Below are 24,574 nucleotides of genomic sequence, written 5' to 3'. Positions count from 1 at the left end.
TTTACATGGTTTACCATAGGGGAACGCAGGTGAGAGTAAGACCTATTAGTAAAAACAGGTCTTACCTTTTTGTCATGATTTTGAATAAAGCACACTGCTCTTTGTTGATTTAAGTGCAACTAAAAACAGCAAGCAGCTTGTTAAATGAATACCAACTTGAACAGGTGCACTCAAACCAAATTGCTGTGTTAATACAGCAAGTACAGCAGCGCCAGACATTTGCATTACACCAATGAGCGCAGATGCGGTGCCCGCTTGTTGTGCAAAGCCGCTAAGTGCTTTTCCAGCTGCAGAGCCTAATGTAAATGCAAAGCCGATAGAGGCAATATACATAGGTAGCATAAATACAGCTGGTTCAGCGACGCTACTAAGCGCCATCATGAGTAGGCCACCTAATGTGAGCAGCGCTAAGCCAAAAATTAGGCTCTGTTTAGGTGCGCTTTGAATATATTTAGGGGCGATAAAGCTGGCTGCAATGCTGATTATGGCATTCACAGTAAACCAAATCGTAAACTCCGAGATATCTTTATTAAGCTGAGTCATCACCCACTCAGGTGCTGTAGTGACAAATACCAACATAGCTGACATGGCGACCATGGTAATAGAGGCATTAAACATAAATTCACTGCTTGCAAGCATGGGTTTAAAACGCCTTAAATCTAAAATATGACCAGAATAAATGGTATCTTTTGGACGCGTTTCAGGGCACAGCAAAAACAGCAAAATAAAACCAAGCACGGCAAAGATAACCAAAAAGATAAAGTTACTTTGCCAGCCAAATTGGACGGTTAACCAAGCACCGAAAATAGGTGCCAATGCCGGTATAAAGCACACGATACCATTGAGGTAGGTGATCATCTTACCACTGCCTTTATGACCGAACTGATCTCTGACAATGGCAAAAGCAGTAACAAAAGTCGCACATGCGCCGAATCCCTGCAATGCTCGGGCAGCCATGATCACGTTCCATTCATTGGTGTTTGCTGCAAGCAAACCACCGAATGCAAATAGTGAAATACCAACCAAAGCAATAGGCCTTCTCCCATATTTATCGGCAAGCGGTCCTGCAATAAGTTGTCCTAAGCCGACGGTGAGCATATAAATGCCAACGGTTTGCTGAATATGCGCATTGCTCACTGCTAAGCCAGACTGCATGGCAGGAAATGCTGGTAGGTATAAATCAATACCAAGCGGACAGAAAATAACGAGTAAAATGAGAATAAAAACGCTGAGTTTTGAGTTAATTTGGGGATCAGACATGCGCACTCCTTATTAAGGGCGCGTATTGTATCGCTCTAAAATAAAAACGACAGGACTTAATACCGAGAAACGATAATATATTTTCACTTATGGCTTTTACTTGAGGTTTTATTCAATTTAAACTTGCTGAAAACTGGTCTGATGAGTTATGTTTTATCAAGATAAAATAATAACAATTGGAGCAAAACATGGCTGCATCATTAATGGGGATTTATAAAAGTGTCCGTTGGTTACCATTTGGTAACTGGTTATTTAGTAAGGCTGTATGTATTAAGGCACCTTACTTCGGTTCAATTAAACCGACTATTACACATTTAGAAGCAGGAAAATGCGTTGCAGTAATAAAGAAACGCCGCTCGATTCAAAATCACATTGGTACTATCCATGCCATTGCACAGTGTAATTTAGCTGAGCTGGTGGCAGGTGTCATGACTGATGCCACCGTCCCAGTTAAAACCCACCGCTGGATCCCAAAGGGAATGACAGTGCAATATCTAAAAAAGGCAGATGGTGTTTTAACTGCTGAGGCTAAAATTGACTTACCGAGAGTGTGGCAAGATAAAGAGGACTTGGTTGTACCTGTAGAAGTATTTGATCAGCACAAAACCAAAGTATTTCATGCTGATATTACTATGTATATTACTGAGCGTTAGCCTGCTCTTTGATTGGAGTGATATTGTCGGGGGCTTGCTTATGAGTAAGCTTGCCTTCTAAATGCGCCCCGGCATCTATAGTTAGAGTGTCATGAGCAACATCACCATGCACTTTCGCTGTAACTTCTAGGTGCACTGATTGCGCGTCAATGTTGCCGTTGATAGTGCCTTTCACTTGTACTTTTTCAGCGATAATATTACCGTTAACTTCACCATTTTGACCTACGATGAGAGTCGATACTTTTAAATCGCCAGTTACTTTTCCATCTACTTGTAATTCCCCATCACAGTCTATCTGCCCAGTCACATGGGTGTTGGGTGAAATTAATGCGGGTAAACTTGCGCTGCTATTATTTTTAAATTTATTGAACACGAGAAAGTACCTTAGCCAGTTTTATCGGATTGATATGCTTACCATTTTGTAATACTTCATAGTGTAAATGAGTGCTGGTACTTCTGCCAGTACTTCCCATCAAAGCGATCACATCTGATTTTTCGACTTTTTGGCCTTTCTTAACTTTAATGGTGTGAAGGTGACCAAAACGCGTAACTAGCCCATTGGCATGCTCAATTTCAACAAATTTCCCATAACCGCCATTTTTACCTGCTTTTGTCACAGTGCCAGCTGCAGGGGCATGGATATCAGTTTTATGCCAACCTGCGAGATCAACGCCTTTATGCATGGCTCTGCGGCCTGTAATGGGATCTTTGCGATAACCAAATTGACTTGATACATAAAACTTTTCTTGTTTGACCGGCATGCTATCAGGCAGCAAAGTAATCATTTGTTCAAGCTCATTAAGTTCAACCAGCTTATCAATCACGCTTAAGTAATCTTTAGAAATATGTTGTGTGTCTAGCTGGTGGTAAGGACCACCTTGTGCGATTGGTGATTGTGCCAATTGTTTATCCAAACCAATTTCATCTAAGTGGGTGTGTAATTCGCTTGCTCTTGCGGTGATGCTATTTCCGATGTGGTTTAGTAATAATGTTTGCTTATCGGCTAAGTTTTTTGACTGACCTTCAAACTCATCGTTTTGAGTAGCTTGCTCTTCAGACGTTGTTGGCGTAGCGACACTTTCAGGTAAAGCCTCGACTAATCCCTCTAATAAGTTCTGTTGTTGCGAAAGATCTTGAAGTGTTTTTGTTTGTTCAGCTAATTTTTGCTCTAATTGTTGTTTTTCTAGCTGCCAATTTGATTCAGCCGTCAAACGTTGTTTTTCTAACGTTTGTATTTGCTCTTGTTGTTGTACATAACCATAAGAGCTGACACTGACCCAGTAAACCGCACCCACAGCGGCGCATAACAAGCTTACTTGCAGGCTGCTAGGTAGGGTAAACATACTCACGTCACCATTTTGACGAAGTAATAATTGTTTTGGCTTAAATGCGCTTTTTGCTAGGTGACTGATCTTGTTCAACATATTTCTTAATAACCTGTTAACAACGTTCTACCTTAACAATATTTATGCAAAAATCCAGCTTAAAAACACAAAAAAAGGCGTGTTTTATGCACGCCCTTGATTTGAATAGTGTTTTTTATTTAGTTTTTTCAGTTTATTTTGCAGGTAAAACCGTGCCTTCAACTGAACCAAAACCAATGCGGTTAAAGCCGTCTGCTTCACACCAACCGCGCATGATAACCTTGTCACCATCTTCTAAGAACTTACGCTCTTCACCATTGTTCAGTGTGATGGTTTCTTTACCGCCACGAGACAGCTCTAGCATAGAACCAGCTTCTTCGTGCTCAGGGCCTGACTGTGTACCAGAACCTAGCATATCACCAGGAGTAAAGTTACAGCCGTTTACCGTGTGGTGTGTCACCATTTGTGCCACTGTCCAGTAGCTGTGCTTAAAGCTAGACTCCGAAAGCTTGCTTGGTGCAGCACCTTCAGTACGCATTTTTTCTGACTCAAGAAGTACATCCATTTGAATGTCGAATGCACCTGCTTCACGGTTATGAGAAGACTCAAGATACTCTAATGGTTGAGGATCGTTTTCATCACGGTGCCACTGAGTACGGTATGGTGCTAATGCTTCAGTTGTTACAACCCAAGGTGAAACTGTTGAAGCAAAGTTCTTTGCTAGGAATGGACCAAGCGGTTGGTATTCCCATGCTTGTAAATCACGAGCAGACCAGTCATTAAATAGACAGAAACCAAATACGTGATCTTCAGCATCTTCAATGCTAATTGTATCGCCAAGTTCATTACCTTTACCAAGGTAAATACCTAGCTCTAATTCGTAGTCCATGCGCTTTGCAGGGCCAAATGATGGTACGTCTGCGTCAGGCGCTTTTGTTTGACCTTTAGGACGTGGGAAGCTTTGACCAGATACATCAATAGAAGATGCACGACCGTGATAACCAATTGGTACCCATTTGTAGTTAGGTAGAAGTGGGTTATCTGGACGGAATAAGCTACCTACCGCAGTTGCGTGATAGATTGATGTGTAGAAATCTGTGTAATCACCAATGTGGCATGGTAGTGCATATTCAACTTCATCTAGTGAAACTAAAGCAGACTCAAGTGCACCTTGGTACTCAGAACCTTCACGTAGTGCTTTTGAAAGCGCTAAACGAAGTGCTGACCAATGTGTTTTGCCCATGCCCATAAACTCGTTAAGCGCAGGTGCGTTAGCCGCTTCTACCGCTTCTTGTGCTTCGCCAGAGAAAATACCTGCAGCCGCAACTACAGCTAAATCTAAAACTTGGTCGCCGATAGCAACACCACCGCGGAACTCTTCAGATACGCCTTTACGACGGAAAGAGGCGAATGGTAGGTTTTGGATTGGGAAGTCATTACCCGCAACGTTTGCGCTGCTTACCCAGCTTTTTAAATTAATATCGTGCGTTTCATTAATAAAAGACATGGTCTTTCCTTTTGCATTAATTGGCTAAGTCTAAATATGGAGATTCAATAAAGTAAATCAAGCTTGAAAAACGACTTAGCTTTAAAAACTACAAAAGCAGCCACATTCAAAACGCGAGCTGCTTTTAATTTATACAGGGTATCTTAAATTAGAGAACACCACGTCGCTCTTGGTCACGCTCGATTGATTCGAATAGCGCTTGGAAGTTACCTTCACCGAAACCACCGTCATCAACACGTTGGATCATCTCAATGAAGATAGGACCAAATAGGTTCTTAGTGAAGATCTGTAGCAAGTAACAGTCTTCGCTTTGGCTATCTACTAAGATCTGATGCTCTTTGATTTTCTCTTTGTCTTCTTTAACCCAAGGAACACGGTCAAAGATAGTATCGTAGTAGTGGTCAACGATATCTAACGTTGCGATGTTCGTTTTGTCTAGCTTATCTAGTGAACCAACAAGGTCGTTTGTTAAGAATGCAAGATGCTGCACACCTGGACCGTTGTACTCGTCTAAGTACTCGTCGATCTGGTTGTTGTTGTCATCTTTACCTTCGTTGATTGGAATAGAGAAAGTACCACAAGGCGACTTAAGCGCGTAAGAAAGTAGTGCCGTCTTTTGACCTTTAATGTCGAAGTAACGTACTTCTTCAAAGCCGAATACACCTTTATAGAAATTTGCCCAAGTTTCCATAGTACCTTTGTAAACATTGTTTGTTAGGTGGTCGATACGGATAAAACCTTTATCTTCAACAATGTTTTGCTCAACTAGGTCTTCAAAATCATTCTCAAAGATTGAGCCTTTGTCACCGAATACGTCGATGAAGTAAATTAAGCTGTCGCCAATACCGTAAATCGCAGGGTATGGTAGGTCTTTGTTTGCTGAATCTGTCGCAGGTTTTGCACCACGCTCTACAGCAATATCAAACGCTTTTTGAGCGTCTTCTACACGCCAGCCCATTGAGCAAATCGCAGGACCATGAGATTTTGCGAACTCAGCAGAAAAACCGCTGCGCTCGTTGTTTAGTAAGAAATGGATCTCGTTCTGGTTGTAATGAACGATATCTTTACCTTTAAACTTTTTAAGTTTAGAGAAACCAAAATCAGCAAAGATTTTGTCCATGTAATCTGCATCTGGGGTTGCGTATTCAGTAAATTCGATACCAACCAAACCTAGTGGGTTTTTTACTTCACTCATTGTCATACTCCGCAATTAAGCACAATTGGGTTGCTTGTTAGATTTGTTGTTGGAACGAATCATTAATCAAAAATCGCAATAGGGGAAGATAGGGCTGTGATATTGTCAGGGGGGCATTTGTAAATTTAAAAACACACATTAAATACGACTTTGCTGTATTTCGACTAGGGCAGGTGATGGAATCTCCTCAAGCGGGCCAGAACAAAAATCGATGACTATTTGCTGTTTTAAATCGTGGAGTTTTAAATTTCTAAGTTATTGATGTTAAGTGACTATTTTTGGTTGGTGGTTTTTCCAGGAAATGGGTTTATAAGTTCAAAGAATACCTCTGAACTTGCATCAAAAAGGAGTGGGTGTAAAGAAATTAGTACAGTTTAAAAACAGATACAAAAAAAGCCGCATAAGCGGCTTTTTTGCTACAAGGAGAATTATTGCTTAGAACCTGATACTTCTAGTTCTTCGCTTAAATAATGCTCTTGAGTGTGTGGCTCGTGGTTGCCCTCTGCGCCATGCATCCAGTCAACTAAACGGTCACTTAGGAAGTACATTAATGCTGCCGAGATTAAGCCTGTTGCACCTAGACCAATAAAGATACCCATGGCATTTTCCATAGCAGCTTCACCTTCACCGATGAACGCACCTACGAATGCAGCAATTTTGTTTGCAACTGCAGTACATAAGAACCAGATACCCATAAGCAATGAAGCAAGGCGTAGTGGCGCAAGCTTACTTACCATAGAAAGACCGATTGGTGACAAGCACAGCTCACCTAGAGTATGGAATAAGTAGAAAAGCACTAACCAAATCATGCTGATTTGCAGTGCATCTTGACCATTACCACCTTCAGTCGCAAGTGCTAGCATCATAGTGAAGAAGCCAAGTGCTAAGAAAACTAAACCAATGGCAAATTTAACTGGCGAGTTTGGCTCTTTGTTATCAAGCTTAAGCCAGATCATAGCTACAATCGGCGCGAAGATAATGATGAAGATAGAGTTAAGAGATTGGAACCAAGAAGCTGGAATTTCAAAGCCCATCAACATACGGTCAGTGTAATCGTTGGCGAAAATATTCATTAAACCGCCAGCTTGCTCGAAGCCCATCCAGAAAATGATGCTGAAAACACTCATTGTGAAAATTACCTTGATACGGTCTTTTTCAACTTTAGTTAGAGGCTCTTTTTGACCTGATTCAGACTGCTGCTGAGACAGTTTTGCTGAAGGTACTACACCAATGTCGCCTAAATACTTTTTACTTAAGATCATCTGCATCACAACAGAAATAACCATACCGATACCTGCCGCGATAAAACCAGCCTGCCAGTTAATTACAGCTGCAACGTAACCTGCGATAAGTGGACCTAAAGCGCCACCTAAGTTAATACCCATGTAGAAAATAGTGAATGCACTGTCACGACGTTTATCGCCTTCTTGGTATAAGTCACCAACCATAGTAGAGATATTTGGCTTAAATAAACCGTTACCAATACAAAGCAATGTTAAACCTACATAGAAAACATTTTCTTCGATACCACTTACCATGGCATGAGGAATACCCATAGTAAAGTGGCCCGCAGCCATTAAAATGCCACCAATAATGATGGCTTTACGTTGACCTAATACGTTGTCGGCTAACCAGCCACCGAATAGTGGTGTGAGGTATACCGCCATAGTAAATGTACCGTATAGGCTTAATGCATCGGCGTTGCTCCAGCCGAAGCCGCCGTCTTGTGCCATAGCTACAAGATATAATACTAAGATAGCACGCATGCCGTAGTAACCGAATCGCTCCCACATTTCTGTGCCGAATAGCAGGAAAAGCCCCTTAGGGTGCCCTAAAAACTCACCTGCTTTAGGTAATGTGCTCATATTTCTTCCTAAATTATCAAAATGTGTTGTGTGGCCTAGTTATAATTATGCACTATGTGCTTAGGTGACGTTTGGCCAAACGTCTAATAACAATTTCATTAAAGCGATGTATTGTTAATATGCGCATTGCCTTAATGAAATTGGTAAAACCTTGAAACAGGTACATTCGCATTATTTTTGCGTAAATATGCACTGCAACGATGCAGTATACCCAGCGCTAGGCCTTAGGGGAAGTCTGACAAGACAAACCGAGTATTGTATAAGATAAAACCTGCTGGTACCGGTTAAGAAGATTACATGTCTTGTTGCTCATTTTTTGACGTTAACCAGCCCGGCTTTTGGCTTCTGTTAAGGTTAGCTAATACCGAGATAGCCTTTTCTATTGTGATACGTTGATCAGCAATATCTTGATAAACTTGTTGTGCTGTTTTTTTGCGTTTAACGGCAGCGCCAGCATCTAAAAATGACTCGATAACCTGATTAAAGAATCCTCTAAACTTGCTCTTTGGCTGTTGCTCGTCATTTTGATTGCTGCCTATTTTAGCTGCAGCGACTTTTTCTTGAATATACTTAATTTCGGCTTGGCTAAATTCATTTTGCGCGTGTTCTGAGTGTGCAATGTCTTCAATTACTAGATTTAAATAGTCAATCTCAATAGCACTGAATTTAGGTTGTTGAGCGAGTTTTAAAAGTAGCTTTCTAAACTCAGACTGTTTGGTGGCCGAAGACTTAAGGGTTTCACAGAGCTGATATATCTTTTGCCATTGCTGCCACATGTAAACATAGTTGAGGCCTGCACCTTTAATATTTTGCATACCTATGATTAGTTGATGTTGATTTCTCATCGCGAGGCTGGCGATATGGCTTGTTAGCTGATCTGGTTTTACATAAGCGTTTTCTACCAATACTATTTTGCTTGCAACGATACTTTGCACTGTTTCCTTTAATAATTCTGAATGATTTGATAAATCATCTATATCAAGCAGTGAAATAGCCATCTGCCAGTTTTCATATTGAGTGACAATTTTTTGTATATGGTCGGCATCGTTTAACAATCTAGCATTTAACACGGCTGTTAAAGTTTCTAAAGAAGTTATATCCGTTGTCTGTAATGGTATGTCTAATGTGTGATTAATTTTCTCAAGCCAAGTCTGAGCGCTATAAAGTACATTCAACTGGTTAAGAAAGGCCTTTAGGTCGTTTACATCGTTATTTTTCAGCAAGGTGTCGAGACGTTCGTCAATGGCATGCTGTAAATATGAATTGAAGCCGTCTACGTTGGTGCCTATTACGACTAGGTAGTCGAAGCGTAAATCTTCAGCTAAGATCTGCGCGAATACTTTGGAACGAGCAATACGGTCATTGCGGTTATTGATTAATGCAATGGTTTGAATGTGGGGCTGGTCGTTTATATCAAATAGCTCCAAACGCTTCCAGTTTTCAACAGTTGCAAGTCGCTCATTGGCCGACATACTATTCACAAAAGATTGAGAGATCGTACCAATAGGGGCTGACTGAAAATGTTGTAACACACCAATGTCTGGCACGATGCGCTCAGCCGTTTCTTTATATACATAGTCTTTTTCTATGCCAATATACTGAGCCATTTTGCACACAAGTGCGATGTTATCAGGGTGCTCTTCATAGGGATATAAAGCACGAATATCAGGGGTTATTTGATAGCCATCTCCCCAATGCGTTTGAATTAAGGTCGTGTGTTTGGCGTCTGCGGCATCACTTAAAATCGGCATCATCGATTGTTCAGCAGTGAATACTTGCGTGTTACTCCCTATAAACGCTGACATCTCTTTGGCAACATCAATGCCTGTTGGGCCCAGAATATCTTCATGATCTGGATAAGCGTTGGTAATGGTGGCAAAGTTATCTTGCATCCAGCGGCGTAGAATTCTTACATATCTTGGGGTTAGGCCCATACATTCCCATAGAAAGACATCGGCTTTGGTTTTTCTGGCAAAATCGAGTACATCGCTTTGCTCCCATATGCTGGCCTTATCGAAAGGTCTGAATAGTGGCACTTCGTACTGCTCTCCATTGCTCTTACCATAAATCATCATGGCTTCGCACCCTGTGGTTTTGGCGATAACACGTAAATCTAAACTGCTGAATAGTGCAGCTTTTAGTCGTTCAGTACCTGACTTTCCTCGCGTTCCCCAACCACCGATGCTGACAGGGATTGCTTTGCGGTTACGTTTTATTTTCCTGCTGACATGGATATGGCGACCCCAAAAATAAGCCATAAAGGCAGTGACGAAAAAGACTAATTGTGAAATTGAATTTTGATAAATGGAATACAAGTACTCTTTAAAGCTAAACCAGATATTAAGGAGTACAGGGGTCAATGCGGTTTTACTATAGAGTTTTGAAATACTTTGCTCGACAGGAAATGACGCACCAAGAACATCCCCGTATGCATTAAATTTGATTTCGAAACCAAGTTCTCTCAAGGTTGAAATGAACTTCTTTTGCTCTAATTCACTGCCTTTTCTTAAGCTATCGAGCTGCTCAAAATGAACTGATATGTGCCAATATGCTTTAATTCGTTTGATGAGTGTTACAGGGCGATGTATTTCTAAAATACCATCTGGCGTGTAGCTAAAAGCGGGCTCTTTGGTTCTATCTTGACTGAGCACCGACAAGAGATAGTCTAATAGAGGTAAATGTGGTCTTGCTGAGTGCTCAGTTAGGTTAAACAGCGCCTCACCAGGAACGTTGGTTTCACTAATTTCAGCGACACTACAACTGGCAACATGTAACTCAGATGAGGGCTTTTTTGTCTGTGTATGGTTAAAGCTCTGGCGTTTATCGGTACTGGGATTAAAAAACTCATGCCAAATTCGCCAAAAGCGTCGACCTCGTCGATAGCCAGGTATAATATGCCAGTGCTTTTTTGTGGCTCTACCACTAAATGCTTCTGCATGTTGTGCTTTAAAGCTCAAGGCTCGGCCTAGGGTGTGACGATCAACGCCCAGTGAGAGCGTAATACTTTGTGTTTGTGAAAGTTGTTCTTCGATATTTGCCAATAAAGTTTGCTGACTAAAGCTGACTAATTGCTCTCTTGCTCTTGTAATATGTCTTTTTAATGCAATATGGGACTCTTTGTCGAGCGCCATATTAAGCGTTTGAATAAATTGCTGAAAAATCTGTTCAGGTTTATCAGATTGTAGCTGTAGATTGAGCATCACGCGGGCACTACTTTCGATATTGAGCCGTTTTACTTCAAAAGGCAGCGGCTTTTGAAGTACTTGTTGCCAAAGTTTAAAGATAAAGGCATCTTCGGCATATTGAGGTTGTGTAAATTGCTTTACCAAGGTAAATAACACAGCGGCACAGGTCTCGTCTTCGAGCCTTCTCACCAGCAGCGCTTTTGCTTGTTCTAAGTCAATGACATTTAATTGCTCAATTAACGCTTGCCTTACACGTGGGTAGGAGTGTTCACTTAGGCCATTTAATAAGTCTATTTCTTTACTGGTAAGCTTAGGTTGCTTGGCAATAATCCGTGGCAGCGCAGCAAGCACAAATAAGCTGTCATTACTTTTAGGTCTGTCAGCAAAGTCGATGACGGTTTCTTGTATGAGTGCCCAAATATGCGCTCTGATAAAAGTAGGGCGCTGAACATATAAAATCTCAAGAATATCAATCGCTGCTTGGTAAGGGGTGCTGGGTTCTTCGAGTAATTCAATTAACTCGGCAGCTAGTGCCTCATTGAGTTCAGGGTCTGCGTGGCATTGATGGATGACAGCTACCTGATTCACTAAAGCACGAATAAGACTATGCTTGATATGAACACTGTGATTATTTTGCAGCATCTGCATAAAAAAGGGTTCAAGATCGAGCTTTTTCCAGTTGTCTAAGATTTCAGCTTCATTAGCACGTAAATGAGATGTGGTTAGAGCGCCAAGTTTACTGATCAGAAATTTAAGAGTTTGTTCGGTGTCGGCAACTTGCCGTTGATAGCGGTCTATCACGGCACCATCATCAAACCAGCGTGACAAGGCCTGTTTATCCTCTTTTAACTGGGCTTCAGTGGCGCCGAGCTCTCGTGCATAACTCAGAATATGAAGCTCTTTTTCTGCGCTTATCTCTGCTTTTGCTAAGCGCTGTACAAATAACTGATAAGACGCGTCTAGCTTTTGAGTATGCGCATTAAGCTTTTCAATTTTGTGCCTTAAAAAGGCGATGGATTGCAGTTGCAACCAAGCTTGCAGCGATTCATTTTCAGGAATATTTCTAATTAACGGCCATTGTAATAGCTCATTGATCAGATTTTGATATTTATGACGGTAGAGCTTGAGCCAAAACTCTTCAATATTGGCGAATAAAATTAACTCAAGTTGTTGCTTCAATTCATTATTGGTCATAAATATCTTGTTCTAAAAAATGCGTCAATTGGAGAGATTCAAAGAGAATTTCATCGTGAGCAAACGGCCCAAACCCGGTATTTTGCAAGTTCCCTAGGTTTATTTCTAAACGTAGTGAGTGGTCTTTTCTAAACCAATCCTGTGTCCAGCTCAGTTTTATCCATCCTGCTGTATTGTCTGAAAAGTCAAACAAAGTTTGCCAACTTACTTGGGTTAAATATTGCCACGTATTGTTAGGCCTATGCTGATCGGCAAATTTATATTGTGATGCGCCTGCGAGCGTAAAAATATGCCCTTGGTAAAATTGCTGAAGCTCAATATCAAAGCCTAGGCTGTCAAAAGACGACCAGTCTTCATTTGAAGTTGTAGAAAAGCTAGCGGATAGCTGATTATCAACCCAAGGTTGGTAGCGGTATTGATAAGCAGCACGCCAACCGTGCATATGATCTTCGCGATAAAAACTAAACATCGACGGACTCATTAGTCTGTCAGCAATATATTCATCTGCGGTGATGCTAGTGTAGTAATAAAATGGCTGCCACCACCATTGATGACGATGAATGTTGTCGTCACGCCAAGTTTCGCCAATTTTAAAACTAATATTAGAGCTGAGATGGCTCTCGCTAATAGGCGTATCGTTTTGCCAACGGTTATTTATTCTAGCTTCACTGAACCAATGACTTTCTTGTGATAACCAATTGTGTTGTGCGTTGATAGAAAACGTTTCGTAATTTTGATTATCGAGTGTGAATAATGATTCTAGCAAATACCAATGCTGCTTATCTTTATTTCTTAGCCTTAGTCCAAAATCGGTATAGTGGCGAGCTGACGGGCTTTGTTCACTTTCGAAGATACCTGCTCGGTTGTATCTAACGAGTCCTTCAACATGGGTCAGGTTTTCATCAGTAGATAAAATATCCTCATAAAATGGCTTTTTCGATGGCTCATGAAAATAAATCGGTTTTTCAACGATTAAGGGCTCGATTGTTGGTGCAAAACTGGTTTTAGCTCGGTTGGGATCGAGCTGCCATTTAAAGACCCGTGCTAACTGTGAAGTCTTTGCTTGAACATTAATTTTTCCCGCAGGATAAAAACCGATTTGCTCATCTCTGACTTGGCCTGAGAGGCGCTCAATTTTTATTAAACTATCTGAATTCAGTTTTGCGCTTATTTGCTGATCAGCTTCTGCAAAATAAAATAGCTGGCGTGTATCTAACTTCGCATCTTGCCAGCGGCCTTGTTGATAGGTTTGAATTTTTACACTGACCAGTTGAGAAATAAACGGGTTCGTCCAACGCAGTGCAATTTCATCACTTGCAAGCTCCGCATCTGTTAATGCTAACTCACTATTGTGATTACTCTCTATGGTCCAAAGCACATTATTTTTGCTGGTAGAGATAAGAATATTGGCGTAGTTAGTCTTCACTAATTCTGCTGCGGCGAAATTAAAAATGAGTTTAACTTTATGACCCGCCAATTCTCTCAGGTCTAAGTTGAGAGTGTGATTTGGACGAATTAATAGCCCGTCTAGATGTGAATCTTGGCTCGTATGACGACTTATTTGCTCGGCAAAACTGCGTCGCGTTATGGCATTCATGTCAATGAGTTGAGTACCAGAATAATTTAAGTACTGCTCAATCGGTTGCCATGACCCATAATGCTCAATACGGTTCTTAAGTGATTTTAAACTGTCGGATAGCTTTACGTATTCAAGTTTGGCAAATAGCAAGTTGAACTCATAGTTGTTTAGAGTCTCATGGCTTAATCGATATAACGCATTTATGAGTAACGTTTTATTATCGATATCAGGCTGGTGGAGCAGGTTAATAAAGGGTTGTTCAAGAGAAAATACGACAGCGTCGGAGCTTAAGTGCGCTTTATATGCAAGGGAGTCAGGTAATACCCTTAAACTTAAATATTGCTGTTGCTCACTGCTTAAAGTCAGTTGCTCACCTTTATTTAGCGTGATAATTGCTTCACTGGCCACAGAAAGTTTAAGTTCATTGTGTTGAACTTGCGTGGTAGAAGCGACATCCGCAAAGACAGGTAAAATGGATTGTGTTGAGTTTGTATCTATATGTAGCCAGTGTTGCTGCTGTGTACCATCGTGTATATAAGGTGTTCTGACTCTTAATTGCAAAGTTAAATCTTGCTTAGTATAAAGCTGTAAAGGTGAGCCATTTTGCAAATTGTAAGCATTGTAATCAGATGTATCACCTTGCAAATTCACGGCACCAAAATGTTTGATATCAAATGAAGAGGTTGTTGGCTCTCTCAAAGGGGTTAATTGTGCTATACGGCTTTGTTCCCAGCTACGTAGAGCTGTGTCAGTAAAATTATGACTATCATGGTGTGACCACAGTGCTTCTAGGTTTTTCTGTTGTGCTAACAATAATTCTCTCATCAAGCTGTCACAGCCAGTTAAAACATTAAACTTATATGCACATAAACCTTGTAATTTATATACCTGTTTAGCTTCTAAGTAGCGGCTAAAGAGTGCCTGTGCAGCATAATTACTGAGTAGTGGACGCTTGGATTGCAGCAAGCTTTCTAAGTAGGCGTTGGCTGTCGAGGCTCTGTCGAGCTCAGTCAATAAATCAATGCGCATTCGCCAAGCATCGAGTGCAATGCTGGCAATATCGCTATTAACTAAATCTTTCAACAAGGGCAAAGCCTTACTCGGCTCTGACAACGCTAAGTTCATCGCTTTTGAGATTAACTGGTAGTCGTTTTCATGCGGTCTTTTGTTAACAGATGTCTCGAGTGGGAGGGGCAGACTATTGATGAAAGCCTGCGCCTGCAGATTGTTTTGTTGGTCAAGTAATGTTGCTAGCGTAGGGCTTTTGGCCGCTACTTTTCCTTGCATTAAATAAAGTAATGGGTTGTTTGGCAAGGTCAATAAGTCATCTACTTCAACGGCAATACTTACCATTTGTTCATCGGCACTGAATAGTTTTAAAGAGTGTGATTGCAAGCTTACAGGCAGCACAATTCGGCTGAATGCTTGGCTTGGTGAAAATTGAATAATGTGCCTTTGATTGTCGTATTCAGCGACTAGGTGGCCGCTATGCTCAGCTTTAACATAGAGAAATAACGAGTTTCTGATCCGCTGAAACTGGCTGATATCAAAACTTAGCGTGTCTTTTAGTTGATGGCTGGTGAGTACCTTGTGTTGTGACACTGAATAGAGTTGCTCACTTGCAGCACGTAAACCAGACACGACCCTTTGTTTGCTATTGTTACTTTCTATAGGTAACCCTCGATTACTAACTTGCGCATTTCTTCGTGTTGAAATGGTGCTCACCAGATCTTGGTAACGTCGCTGTTCAAGCACTGACGCGTCAGCAATTGAGAAGTGACTAATTGAAGATACGTCTTGTTGTGAGTAGATTTTTACAAAGGCGTCATCTAGGTTTGCTGTCCAATAAGGGTTAAGCAGTGCTTCAGGTTGTTTGTCTAGTGCATCAAGGTCGTAAATGCCGCGATGCATTTGTTCGAGTTTTATAAGTGCTTGATCTTGAGCTGTGATTTTTAAGTAACTACCTTTAGGCACGGCGAAGTAATCAGTATTTACAGTGCTGACTTTTTCATCTTGATATTCAGGTGCATGGGCGTTCGATACATTCACTAAACTGACAGGTTGCTCGTTCACTTCAACAAAGACTTTATTACCCTGCTTTAGGTTTGACATCCACTTTCTAACTGAGAGCTTGAGCTTTTTAGCCTCTGCGAAATATAAACGCATGCTTTTCTTTGGCTCTAACGTATAGTAAAACTCGTGATCTTGAGCAAGACTTAATTTTGTGGCTTTGAGGGGCAGTTTTATAGCGCGACGAAAAGGGTCTCGGTGAAAATGAAACTGGCCTTGTTCGATATCTAAATTTATCCAATTTTGAGTGATATTTTCAAACTGGACAAGTTGGTTGTATTGCGATGCAGGTAACTGGCAGCGATGCGCTTTACACATCAGTTCACTGGGGTGGAGCTTGCGCATGGCATACTGTGTTTGGCCTACCCAAACTATGGTTTTGTTGAATATATCGTCTGGTAAAATGAGCCAGCGAGCGGCAGGTAAATACAGGCGTTTCGATTGACTTTTATCAATACTAATAAGACTTTTAGGCTGACCAAGTGCTAAATCTGAGTTTACCCACGCAGGTGCAGTTTGCAGCGGTGCGGGCGCTGCAAACAACTGACAGGTAAATAATAGAGCGATTACAATTAAATAACTTGGCTTATACATTCAGAAAATTGACTCATTGTATGTTGTTCTTTTACTAGACGTTCTCTCATAGGCTTGCTTATCTCTATGTGAATAAACGAAAACGGTGTTAAGTTAAGTTTATGTATTATGTTCTTCGTTCCGCCTAGTTCTTGTATCAACTCTGGATAGAAATAACTATTTCTTGATATTTTACTTAAGCATAGAGTTAATTGCTGCTTAATGACATTGCCTTTTCTACCTTGACTGATAATAAAATCAGCCTGTTTACCCTTATCGCTTTTACGTTTGCTTTGATTAAAGCCATGTAACTGTATGATTTTGGCTCTCGGGTGAAGCGACTGAAAGGCTAAAATGGCACTGTTATGTAAATTATCTCGACGTTTAGAGTAATCCATTGACTGCTTATCCAAACTGTCACTGTGTCTGTGATGCGTGTTCGCTAACATGAGTTGGCAGTGCGTATTATATATTTGCTCACCTATTGTATAGGTGTGTGTATCAAAGAAACGATGTGGAATAGAAATAATACATGCTTTGGCATTCAGTCGGTAAATAAGCGCTCCGCCGCCATTTACTGTTGAGGTAGCTTGCAAATGATGCCTGTTATTTTTAAACGCATATTGCCAAGAATCTAAGTTGGCTTTATTCGCAGACTGAAACCAATTCGAGACATCTTTCGTCAGTTTTTCTAGTGGTGATTTTGGCTCTGCACAAGCGACGGTCACACTACAACTCACTATAATGGCAAAAATCAGCTTAATCATTTTCATATTGCCTCCATTGCGCTTCAGAGGGGGCTTGCATAAGTTCATCAAGCACACTGATCCAAATATCTTGTTCGGCAGTGATTGCGATACTTTTAAGTGTCTGTACATCATCGTTTATCGCAAGTGAGATACTGTTGTATGGGATCACTTGTGCAATTGCAGGGTGCAGCGCATAGACTTTGGTTAATTGTGCCGGCATCAATGCAAAACGTTTATTTTTAATTGTGTATTCAGGACTTAAACCGTCTTTGAATCGACCTCTAATGCGAGTGTTTAGTACCACGAAATCTTTGAACTCTTTGGTTTTAAGCACTTTAATAACAACCGATTCGGGTTTGTTTGAATAGTTTAAAGTTAAAGTCTGACCAGCTTTAAGAAAGTAGCCACGCTGTTTTTGCCAAGGCCGTTCACTGCCTTCGTTAACAAATAAAGTATGTTCAGGGCCTTTGAAAGAGAGCAGTTGAGTCTCAGTTAAATGTGTGAGGGCGCGCTCTTTGAAAAACGGGGCTTTTTTATTTATTTCAATAAGACGTTTGTCTCTTTGTTGGTTATTTCTTTTAGCCAGTAATAACTGTTCAAAAGTAAAAACTTGCTTGAATTGATGCTCGGTTGGATCTGCTTTAGGAAAAAAATCAGCAAAATACTTATCTGGGCTATTGACCAAAAATGTATTTGATAGGGGTAAGGCTTGAATTAAGTCCCGACTCATATAGGTGGTTGCCATGTCTTCATTGTTTGGCAGTGGAGGCGGCATTTCAAATAAACGCACATTGGTAATGCGTTTTTGGTCGGTAAAATTAAAATCATTCTGCGCTTTTTGCGAAAACCAGGCACCTATAGCGGCAAAGTCATCTAACTCAGGTTTGCAGAGCTGTTCGCATAGCTCGGTTTGATAATGAAAAGATGACTGTCTGGCTTGCAATTTCGCGAGCACAGACTGTGGCGATGAAATTTTGATACGATCCACTGTGTTAGGTAAGCGAACATAGTATTGCTCAGATCCGAAAACAGGCTGTCGGATGGTTGTTTCGTCTATGATCCTGTCAAAGTTGCTTGTCTCGCCTTGCAGAAATATACGGAATTGCTCTATCTCAATATCGTTATTATGAAGTGTGATATCAACAGGCGTGCCTTTTGGGCCTCTAAACTCAAAGTTGATATCACTACCTTTAGCAACTTGGTATTCAGCATTAAAGTGCTCGCCAATGTTATAAAAGTAGCTATGCAAAGCATTAAACTGGGCATCGTTTTCAGCAAACCATCTAGTTAGTATAGGCTTGGCAGATTGAACCACAATCAGGCCGGGCTCAACACTTGAAATACGATAAGTATTGGGTGTGTCAGTGGCAGTGAAATTTAGCTGAATAGGCGCCTTGAGTTGTTTAATGTCATACCAAGTTGCGAATAATGTCGCGTCGCTCTGCTCTTTAAAGACAAATAAGTCTTGAGTTTGATAGTTTCTGAATGAGGCACTCAGTTGGCTATCAGTATAGAAGCTATCTAGGTTTAATTGCGCCGCACTAAAGTCATAACTTAACACGTAATAGGGCAGTGTTTCGTATAGGGTGTCGCCGGTAAAGTCGATGCCGGGGATCCCTTGTGGCGCTAATTTTTGCCACTCAAATGTGACGGCATTTAATATTTCTTGGCTCGATATAGCGTTGTTGCCAATGGTGTGGTAATTAGTCATACGTTCACGCCAATCGGTAGATTGCCTTAGCCAAGCTCTGTTGATGTCATTGAGACTTACAGGGGTCTTTGCGTGCAAACGAATAACAACTCCTCTGAGCTGATTATTTTCAGGGATCAGCTTTAATGCAATTGCAGATGCATTAGTAAGTTGCTCATTGCTGATAAAAAACGACTGCCCGGAAGAAACGGCCAAGGTGTCGCGATTTTCAATAATTTGCTTCACTTGCTTTTGTTCATTGTCTAAGGCCAATTTAGAAGCATGATGATAAACATGTGTACTGAGAGGGGTCGCTTTACTGTCTAAAAGCGTGTACTCAATGGCATAGTGTACGGGTTCTTCAAATTGTTGTTGCTCTGAAAAAATCGCATTCGATAGAACACGAATTGAATAAGTTCTATCGGCTGAAAAGTTAAATGTAAGCGCCTTATCTTGTTGTAACCAATGTACTGTTGAGCGCGTTTCATCTTCAGAGCGAAGCGCAACCGGCTCTGCAGACACTACCCAAAAATAACCTCGGATGATGAGCCAAAGCAGCAATAAGATTAAACTGATTCTAAAAAATAAAGTCAGCAGGTGCTTAATTAAATACATTAAGTCCTCCTGTCATCATTTGAGTAAATCTTTGCAAATCGACGACTTTATTTCTTTTCGGTAAGTAAATAAGTGCAATCTTATTATTTTGCTTGATCAATAAGGCGAGTTCGTTTGGCATAGAAAGTTGTGTGGCTTGCAAGGTACACGTATTTTGTTGTTCACATAAAGATTGAATAAAAGGCAAATGCTGAGAGAGCGCATAATGCTCGGTAATATCCTTAAAGGCTTTTAATTGAGTCGTGTTAATTGCTTGCCAGTCACTTGGAGACAGAGCTGCAATATTAGTGTGCTTCAAAATAGGGTGCTGCGATACCGCTAATAGTCGTTGCAATAGTGCCTCGTTCGATATTGAAAAGTGTTGCTTAAAATCGGAAGCAAGCCATAGTGTGGCGAGCTCACTTGCAGGCGAAAATATCTGGTATCCGGTTTGAGGAGAGGTACCTAATTCGAGCCCTCTTGTTGCAGCTTGGCCTAAAACAATTTGATGCTCAACCCCTAGCTCTTTGAGTGACTCCCGTACCTTGCCCAGGCTTAATTTATGGCTCGGATGAGGTTCTGTGTACTGAAAAGCTAAAGCACTTGGGCGAATGTGTGACGGCGCACTGTGGCTACGTATTTGCAAGTTTAAAACGCCGGATTGAGGGTAGTGACGTAATGCACTCTGATGCACAATATTAAATAAGGTTTTTACATTGGCAGCGGCCATAACATTGGCTTCCTCGCTGGCAAATGGGTGTGCCCCTGCGATTAACAACAGCTTTGCATTACTCTTTTGATACAGCTGACTGGCAAACTGTATGGTATTACTTTCATACAAAGGACGAGGCACTTGGATATTGAGTGCATTAGTCGGGTCTAAATGAATGAAATAGAGGCCTTGACCTAATTGGAAATACTGTAAGTCATCTAAAGGAGAAACCTTGATATATCGACCGCTTGCGGTATTGAGTAAACTTAATTGGTACCCGACCATACGGGCAATATTGTTTATCTTATTTAGTTGGTTAAGTACATCAGTCGTGATTTCTTGCCCTGCAAGCTGATCAGATAAACTGTATAGCGGACGAAGGATCTCATACTCCCATAGTGCCGCCTCATTATCAGATAAGCTTTGAAATAGTTGGCTACCTTTGGCTGTTATCTTTGGTATAAAAGCGTTTATTTCCTCTTCTAAGCTGGTTTCAATTTGCGCAACTGGAGACTGATATAGTTGGTCACTTAAAGCGACTTTAGACAGCAGAGAGGTATAAGCAGAAGTATCAATAAAGGTTTCGATCAATCTACCTTCAAAGTTTGGGTTTGGCAGGCTTTGATTGTTTAATAAGCCAAAACTACTTTGCGTAAACCCTAATAGCTCGGTGAGTAGAGATTGGTTTACCGCAGCTGGAATGCGATTGAAGATCCAAAATTGTCCTGTTGCACCATACGGGCCAGTTTCAAGCAAGGCTGTAGTACGTGCGTTAACTGAGCGTAATTGCACTATGTCTTCGCTTTCAAGCGCATTTATAAAGGCCCAATAATAGTTACTTTGCTGGCTGGTATTATCGGCGCTAAAAGCCGGCGTAGCTTGAGTGCCTAAAGCCAATGCATCTGCTTTTAGGAGTGTCATAAGCAGTGCTGAAGAGTCTGTTGCTACACGTTCTGTGGAAGGGTGAGGGACCGATAGCAATAAACCTGTATTAGTTTGTTTAGATAAGACAAACAGTCCTCTAATTGCATATTTTCTGGCATCTTGAATATAAATATATTCTCCATCTAGACGCAGTGAAAAGTCTAACTTTAGTAACAGCTCTGTGGCTTTGTTAATGTTGTCTAAATTACGCCTGTCACGGTTTAAAATGCTGATAGCAGCTCTAAAGGTTTGCAAGTTTTGGGTCTGCTGATACTGGCTGATCTCTACTTTATTTTTTTGGTCGGTATACAAGTAACTTTTGTACTCACTGAGCTGTTGGCTGAGATCTTGTATTTCAGTATAACTCTGTAAAGACTTTATTTGGTTGCCAATGAATAGAGAGGGGACAAACATGATCACAAAGCCAATGAAAATAGCGACAAACCCACCGACAACAGAGGTTTGAAACGTTGCCCTAATGATTAATCCAAGGGCATTTTTTTGATAGATTTTTAACGCCAATAAAGTGGATAGCATGTATCCGAAAGCAAATGTATCTGTCACTTTTAATGCAGGGTAATAATTGACAATAAAATAGTTAAGCGCGAGCTTGTAGGCAAAGCCAATATTGAAGAAAAAGAGTAGTAAGCGCGCGCCTTCAAAGTTGGCGTTTTTAAGGCGTGTGTATTGAAGAAGTAAAGTCCCGATGATCAAGATCACGGCTGTTTCAATAAAAGATGTCAGCAGTTTACTCGGCTGCATGAGTTGCAATGCCAGTAATGCAGGTAGCATGATACCGTTAAACTCCCAGCCGTATTTTAAGTTGGCACGAGAGGCGATAAATGCGGTGATCACTAAAATAATATAGGCCTTTGGTGCTGCAATTATCGAAGCTGCCACGTCTTCATACATAATGGCTAGATTGGCAATGCTGAAGTTGGTCATCGGCATTAATACATATCGTACTAAAACATAAGTAAAGATAAGCTGTATCAGTGTGACTTTAGTTCCATATCGAAAACCGCCGTTCCACATAACGTTTGCTGTGAGGGCAATGATGACTAACCCTAAGCTATACAGTTGTGTCGAGTAGTCAAACGTGATGTCCCAACTGCCTAGTACATTGGCAACACTAGGCCAAAATAGCGTGTCCATAACCACACGCACTAAAATACTGATCAAGATAATCGCAAAGAATCTGTCTCGACCAAACATCTCAGCATAGCCGAAGCGCTCCATTACAGTTTTGGCAGTAATCCGCATGACGAAGTACACGACGAACGCTTCAATTATGATAACAGCTGCAGAAGTCGGGCTCACAATGAGTAATGGCACAAGGTAACCAGGTACAACCAGACCTGTTAAAGGGAAACCAAAGCGAAGGTTTAAGAAGCACACAACAGCTATACCTACCCAAACAGTGGTGATAACTGATTGGCCTAAACCGCTACCGGTCGGAAAAATACTCAGCATCCAATCCATTAATTAGATGCCTCAGACTCGGTGTTATTTTTTTGCTTTTCACTGTTTTCTGACAGCAAACCAGCTTGATCTTCGTCTTGGTGTATTTGGCTCATAAGTTCAGAGAGGTTAATGAACTCAAATAAAATCCCCCCCACTTCAAAGGGCTCTCCTGCACTACTTTTTTCATCCGATGATTCAATGGTACGTACGTTTAATACAAACTGCTGTTCAGCCAATTTGACGGGGAGATAAATTTCGCCTTTGTGCAAAGTCAAATAGCGCAGTTTTCCTTTGGCATTTTCATGATCTAACTCACTGACCTGACATAGCAAATCGAGCGCTGTCATCTCGAAAATTGGTAGGTGATGCTGTTTCGCTAGCTGTTCAAGCGCATGATTAGTTTGTACTACCTGACCGAATAAATTGAATAGCACCGACGCTGAACGGATCTGATTGAAAACATGCTCTAAGGTTGTCAGCTTTTGTTCCATTTCGTTAATCGAGTGCTTTATTTGCTGACTCAATGGTTTGGCTAAATTCAAGGTGAGTAAACGAGCAATTGCGTTGCTTTCGGCTTTGCCTTGCGTTTCGAAAACACGATAATGGAATAAAAGCTCCCCCACCTGATTGGCAAATCGATTTACATTTTTAATAAACGCAGCTTCGTTAAATCGTTCATCTGGAGTAATGGTCATCGCCCAGAACCCACGAATATCACCAGCATACATAAGCGGGACTATGTACTGGGATTCGTTTTCTTCAAGTGCTTTAAAGAAAGGGCGCGTAATTTTTACTGTACCAAATGCCTTAATTGCATCTGAATAGGGCGCACGTTCGTAGTCTCTGCGCATCTCATGAATATCTGAAAGATGGCAATTAATGGCTCTTATTTCGTATAAACGATGATCTCCCTCAAGGCGAGCAAGCAGAATACTTTTATCTAAAGCCAACTGTTGATTAATCAATTGAATAATGGAGTCCCAAGGAGTGCTTTGATCTGTGAAAGATTTGGGTAGATAACGACCAGACATTTTTTGCCTGATATTATTCATCAGTCGTTTTAGATCGTCCTCCTCAACCCATTTTGCCGATAAAAACACCCAAAATAAGGTAAAAAAGTTAAGTATCACTCCTTCGGCAGCAGGTAAAAATATATGCATACCTGTCATAACAAAATAACAAAGCGATAGCCAAGTTATTGAAAGGGTAGATGCGACGACAATACCTATATTAAAGGCAATTTTTTGATAAAGAACGAGCAGTAAAATGATGCTGACTAACTGAATCGTCAGGGATAGCTTGCCACTGATAAGTGAAATTAACGAGCCTTCAATGAGGTTATGGGCAACAAAAGCATGAAGGTAAATTGGGTTTACTTCACCTGAGAGTTTTGGTGCGCGAATTGGTAAACCAAAACTGTGATTCGTTTGTGATATTAGGACTAATTTATCGGTGATTTGCCCAGCTAATAAGTCTTCACTTTGCACTCGTGCGCTGTTAAATTTTGGCAGTGCATGTAAATCTAATGCAAAGCTAAGTAATGGTGAGTGCTCTAGGCGACGCTCTGGAAATAGTTCAGCCCAGAGTTTAGTACATTGGTTATGAGTTTGGTGGTTGATTTGAATCGTATAACCAAGCCATGCTTTTAGGTCTGCGAGGCATAAGTTATTATCTGGACGGGGGTAAAATACCCTTTGATCTTGTATTTTTGTTAGTTTCGAGTCTGAAACAACAATAATTGCTTTTGGATTGTGCGCAAGTAAGGAATAGACGAGCTGGTCATGTTCAAAAATCAGTGCATCAGCTTCAATGACAACAACATCACTGTGTTTTTCTGATTGAATTTGGCTAAAGTATTTAAAAATAGGTGCATTAAAGCGCTGCAGTGCACCGGTTAGTTCTGCCAACAGGGTAAAGCCAATTAAACTAATGATCAGCCAAAATGTTTTATGCCTTTTTACAAAGAAAAATTGTTGTTTTATTGACACCAAGCGTT

13 protein-coding genes are annotated in these 24,574 nt (G+C 40.9%); 1 reads left to right on the top strand and 12 read right to left on the bottom strand.

Annotation, left to right across the window (positions count from 1 at the left end; translation table 11 throughout):
• Positions 1 to 72: 72 nt before the first annotated feature.
• Positions 73 to 1,260 (bottom strand): multidrug effflux MFS transporter, encoded by a 1,188-nt coding sequence (locus tag C1E24_RS16270; protein ID WP_138483266.1) that lies wholly within the window; start codon positions 1,258 to 1,260, stop codon positions 73 to 75.
• Positions 1,261 to 1,448: 188 nt separating this feature from the next.
• Between C1E24_RS16270 and C1E24_RS16265 the strand changes: the two genes are divergently transcribed.
• Positions 1,449 to 1,913 carry a hotdog fold domain-containing protein gene (locus tag C1E24_RS16265; RefSeq protein WP_138483264.1) on the top strand — a complete coding sequence of 155 codons (465 nt, stop codon included), beginning with the start codon at positions 1,449 to 1,451 and terminating at the stop codon, positions 1,911 to 1,913.
• On the opposite strand, the gene C1E24_RS16260 is transcribed toward C1E24_RS16265, so the two are convergent.
• The 11 genes from C1E24_RS16260 to C1E24_RS16210 form a co-directional block, all read right to left on the bottom strand.
• Positions 1,900 to 2,286, bottom strand: coding sequence for a bactofilin family protein (locus tag C1E24_RS16260; protein ID WP_138483262.1), 387 nt, complete (start codon positions 2,284 to 2,286; stop codon positions 1,900 to 1,902). The genes C1E24_RS16265 and C1E24_RS16260 overlap by 14 nt on opposite strands.
• Positions 2,276 to 3,337: a M23 family metallopeptidase gene (locus C1E24_RS16255; RefSeq protein ID WP_138483260.1), complete on the bottom strand. Its 1,062-nt coding sequence runs from the start codon at positions 3,335 to 3,337 to the stop codon at positions 2,276 to 2,278. Before C1E24_RS16255 ends, C1E24_RS16260 begins: the two co-directional genes overlap by 11 nt.
• 133 nt (positions 3,338 to 3,470) lie before the next feature.
• On the bottom strand, positions 3,471 to 4,784 hold the full coding sequence (fahA, locus tag C1E24_RS16250; RefSeq protein ID WP_138483258.1) for a fumarylacetoacetase: 1,314 nt from the start codon (positions 4,782 to 4,784) through the stop codon (positions 3,471 to 3,473).
• Between the two features lie 148 nt (positions 4,785 to 4,932).
• Positions 4,933 to 5,979 carry a 4-hydroxyphenylpyruvate dioxygenase gene (hppD, locus tag C1E24_RS16245; protein WP_138483256.1) on the bottom strand — a complete coding sequence of 349 codons (1,047 nt, stop codon included), beginning with the start codon at positions 5,977 to 5,979 and terminating at the stop codon, positions 4,933 to 4,935.
• A gap of 428 nt (positions 5,980 to 6,407) precedes the next feature.
• Positions 6,408 to 7,844 carry a peptide MFS transporter gene (locus C1E24_RS16240; protein WP_138483254.1) on the bottom strand — a complete coding sequence of 479 codons (1,437 nt, stop codon included), beginning with the start codon at positions 7,842 to 7,844 and terminating at the stop codon, positions 6,408 to 6,410.
• Positions 7,845 to 8,137: 293 nt separating this feature from the next.
• Positions 8,138 to 12,223, bottom strand: coding sequence for a poly-gamma-glutamate synthase PgsB (locus C1E24_RS16235; RefSeq protein ID WP_138483253.1), 4,086 nt, complete (start codon positions 12,221 to 12,223; stop codon positions 8,138 to 8,140).
• On the bottom strand, positions 12,213 to 16,466 hold the full coding sequence (locus C1E24_RS16230) for a hypothetical protein (protein WP_138483251.1): 4,254 nt from the start codon (positions 16,464 to 16,466) through the stop codon (positions 12,213 to 12,215). Before C1E24_RS16230 ends, C1E24_RS16235 begins: the two co-directional genes overlap by 11 nt.
• Complete coding sequence (locus C1E24_RS16225) at positions 16,445 to 17,218, bottom strand: hypothetical protein (RefSeq protein ID WP_138483249.1); 774 nt, start codon at positions 17,216 to 17,218, stop codon at positions 16,445 to 16,447. Before C1E24_RS16225 ends, C1E24_RS16230 begins: the two co-directional genes overlap by 22 nt.
• Positions 17,205 to 19,499: a hypothetical protein gene (locus C1E24_RS16220; protein ID WP_138483247.1), complete on the bottom strand. Its 2,295-nt coding sequence runs from the start codon at positions 19,497 to 19,499 to the stop codon at positions 17,205 to 17,207. Before C1E24_RS16220 ends, C1E24_RS16225 begins: the two co-directional genes overlap by 14 nt.
• Positions 19,486 to 22,596 carry a poly-gamma-glutamate biosynthesis protein PgsC/CapC gene (locus C1E24_RS16215; RefSeq protein WP_138483245.1) on the bottom strand — a complete coding sequence of 1,037 codons (3,111 nt, stop codon included), beginning with the start codon at positions 22,594 to 22,596 and terminating at the stop codon, positions 19,486 to 19,488. Before C1E24_RS16215 ends, C1E24_RS16220 begins: the two co-directional genes overlap by 14 nt.
• On the bottom strand, positions 22,596 to 24,566 hold the full coding sequence (locus C1E24_RS16210; RefSeq protein ID WP_138483243.1) for a hypothetical protein: 1,971 nt from the start codon (positions 24,564 to 24,566) through the stop codon (positions 22,596 to 22,598). Before C1E24_RS16210 ends, C1E24_RS16215 begins: the two co-directional genes overlap by 1 nt.
• Positions 24,567 to 24,574 lie beyond the last annotated feature (8 nt).

The sequence above is a fragment of the Pseudoalteromonas phenolica genome, from assembly GCF_005876835.1.
GTDB lineage: Bacteria > Pseudomonadota > Gammaproteobacteria > Enterobacterales > Alteromonadaceae > Pseudoalteromonas > Pseudoalteromonas phenolica_B.
This window is presented reverse-complemented; position numbering and strand designations above follow the sequence as displayed.

What these genes read in the sequence shown, in the direction of transcription:
- C1E24_RS16220 (WP_138483247.1), bottom strand. Translation starts at nt 19,499, where the DNA reads ATGTATTTAATTAAGCACCTGCTGACTTTATTTTTTAGAATCAGTTTA.
- C1E24_RS16230 (WP_138483251.1), bottom strand. Translation starts at nt 16,466, where the DNA reads ATGTATAAGCCAAGTTATTTAATTGTAATCGCTCTATTATTTACCTGT.
- C1E24_RS16235 (WP_138483253.1), bottom strand. Translation starts at nt 12,223, where the DNA reads ATGACCAATAATGAATTGAAGCAACAACTTGAGTTAATTTTATTCGCC.
- C1E24_RS16215 (WP_138483245.1), bottom strand. Translation starts at nt 22,596, where the DNA reads ATGGATTGGATGCTGAGTATTTTTCCGACCGGTAGCGGTTTAGGCCAA.
- C1E24_RS16255 (WP_138483260.1), bottom strand. Translation starts at nt 3,337, where the DNA reads ATGTTGAACAAGATCAGTCACCTAGCAAAAAGCGCATTTAAGCCAAAA.
- hppD (WP_138483256.1), bottom strand. Translation starts at nt 5,979, where the DNA reads ATGAGTGAAGTAAAAAACCCACTAGGTTTGGTTGGTATCGAATTTACT.
- C1E24_RS16265 (WP_138483264.1), top strand. Translation starts at nt 1,449, where the DNA reads ATGGCTGCATCATTAATGGGGATTTATAAAAGTGTCCGTTGGTTACCA.
- fahA (WP_138483258.1), bottom strand. Translation starts at nt 4,784, where the DNA reads ATGTCTTTTATTAATGAAACGCACGATATTAATTTAAAAAGCTGGGTA.
- C1E24_RS16240 (WP_138483254.1), bottom strand. Translation starts at nt 7,844, where the DNA reads ATGAGCACATTACCTAAAGCAGGTGAGTTTTTAGGGCACCCTAAGGGG.
- C1E24_RS16225 (WP_138483249.1), bottom strand. Translation starts at nt 17,218, where the DNA reads ATGAAAATGATTAAGCTGATTTTTGCCATTATAGTGAGTTGTAGTGTG.
- C1E24_RS16270 (WP_138483266.1), bottom strand. Translation starts at nt 1,260, where the DNA reads ATGTCTGATCCCCAAATTAACTCAAAACTCAGCGTTTTTATTCTCATT.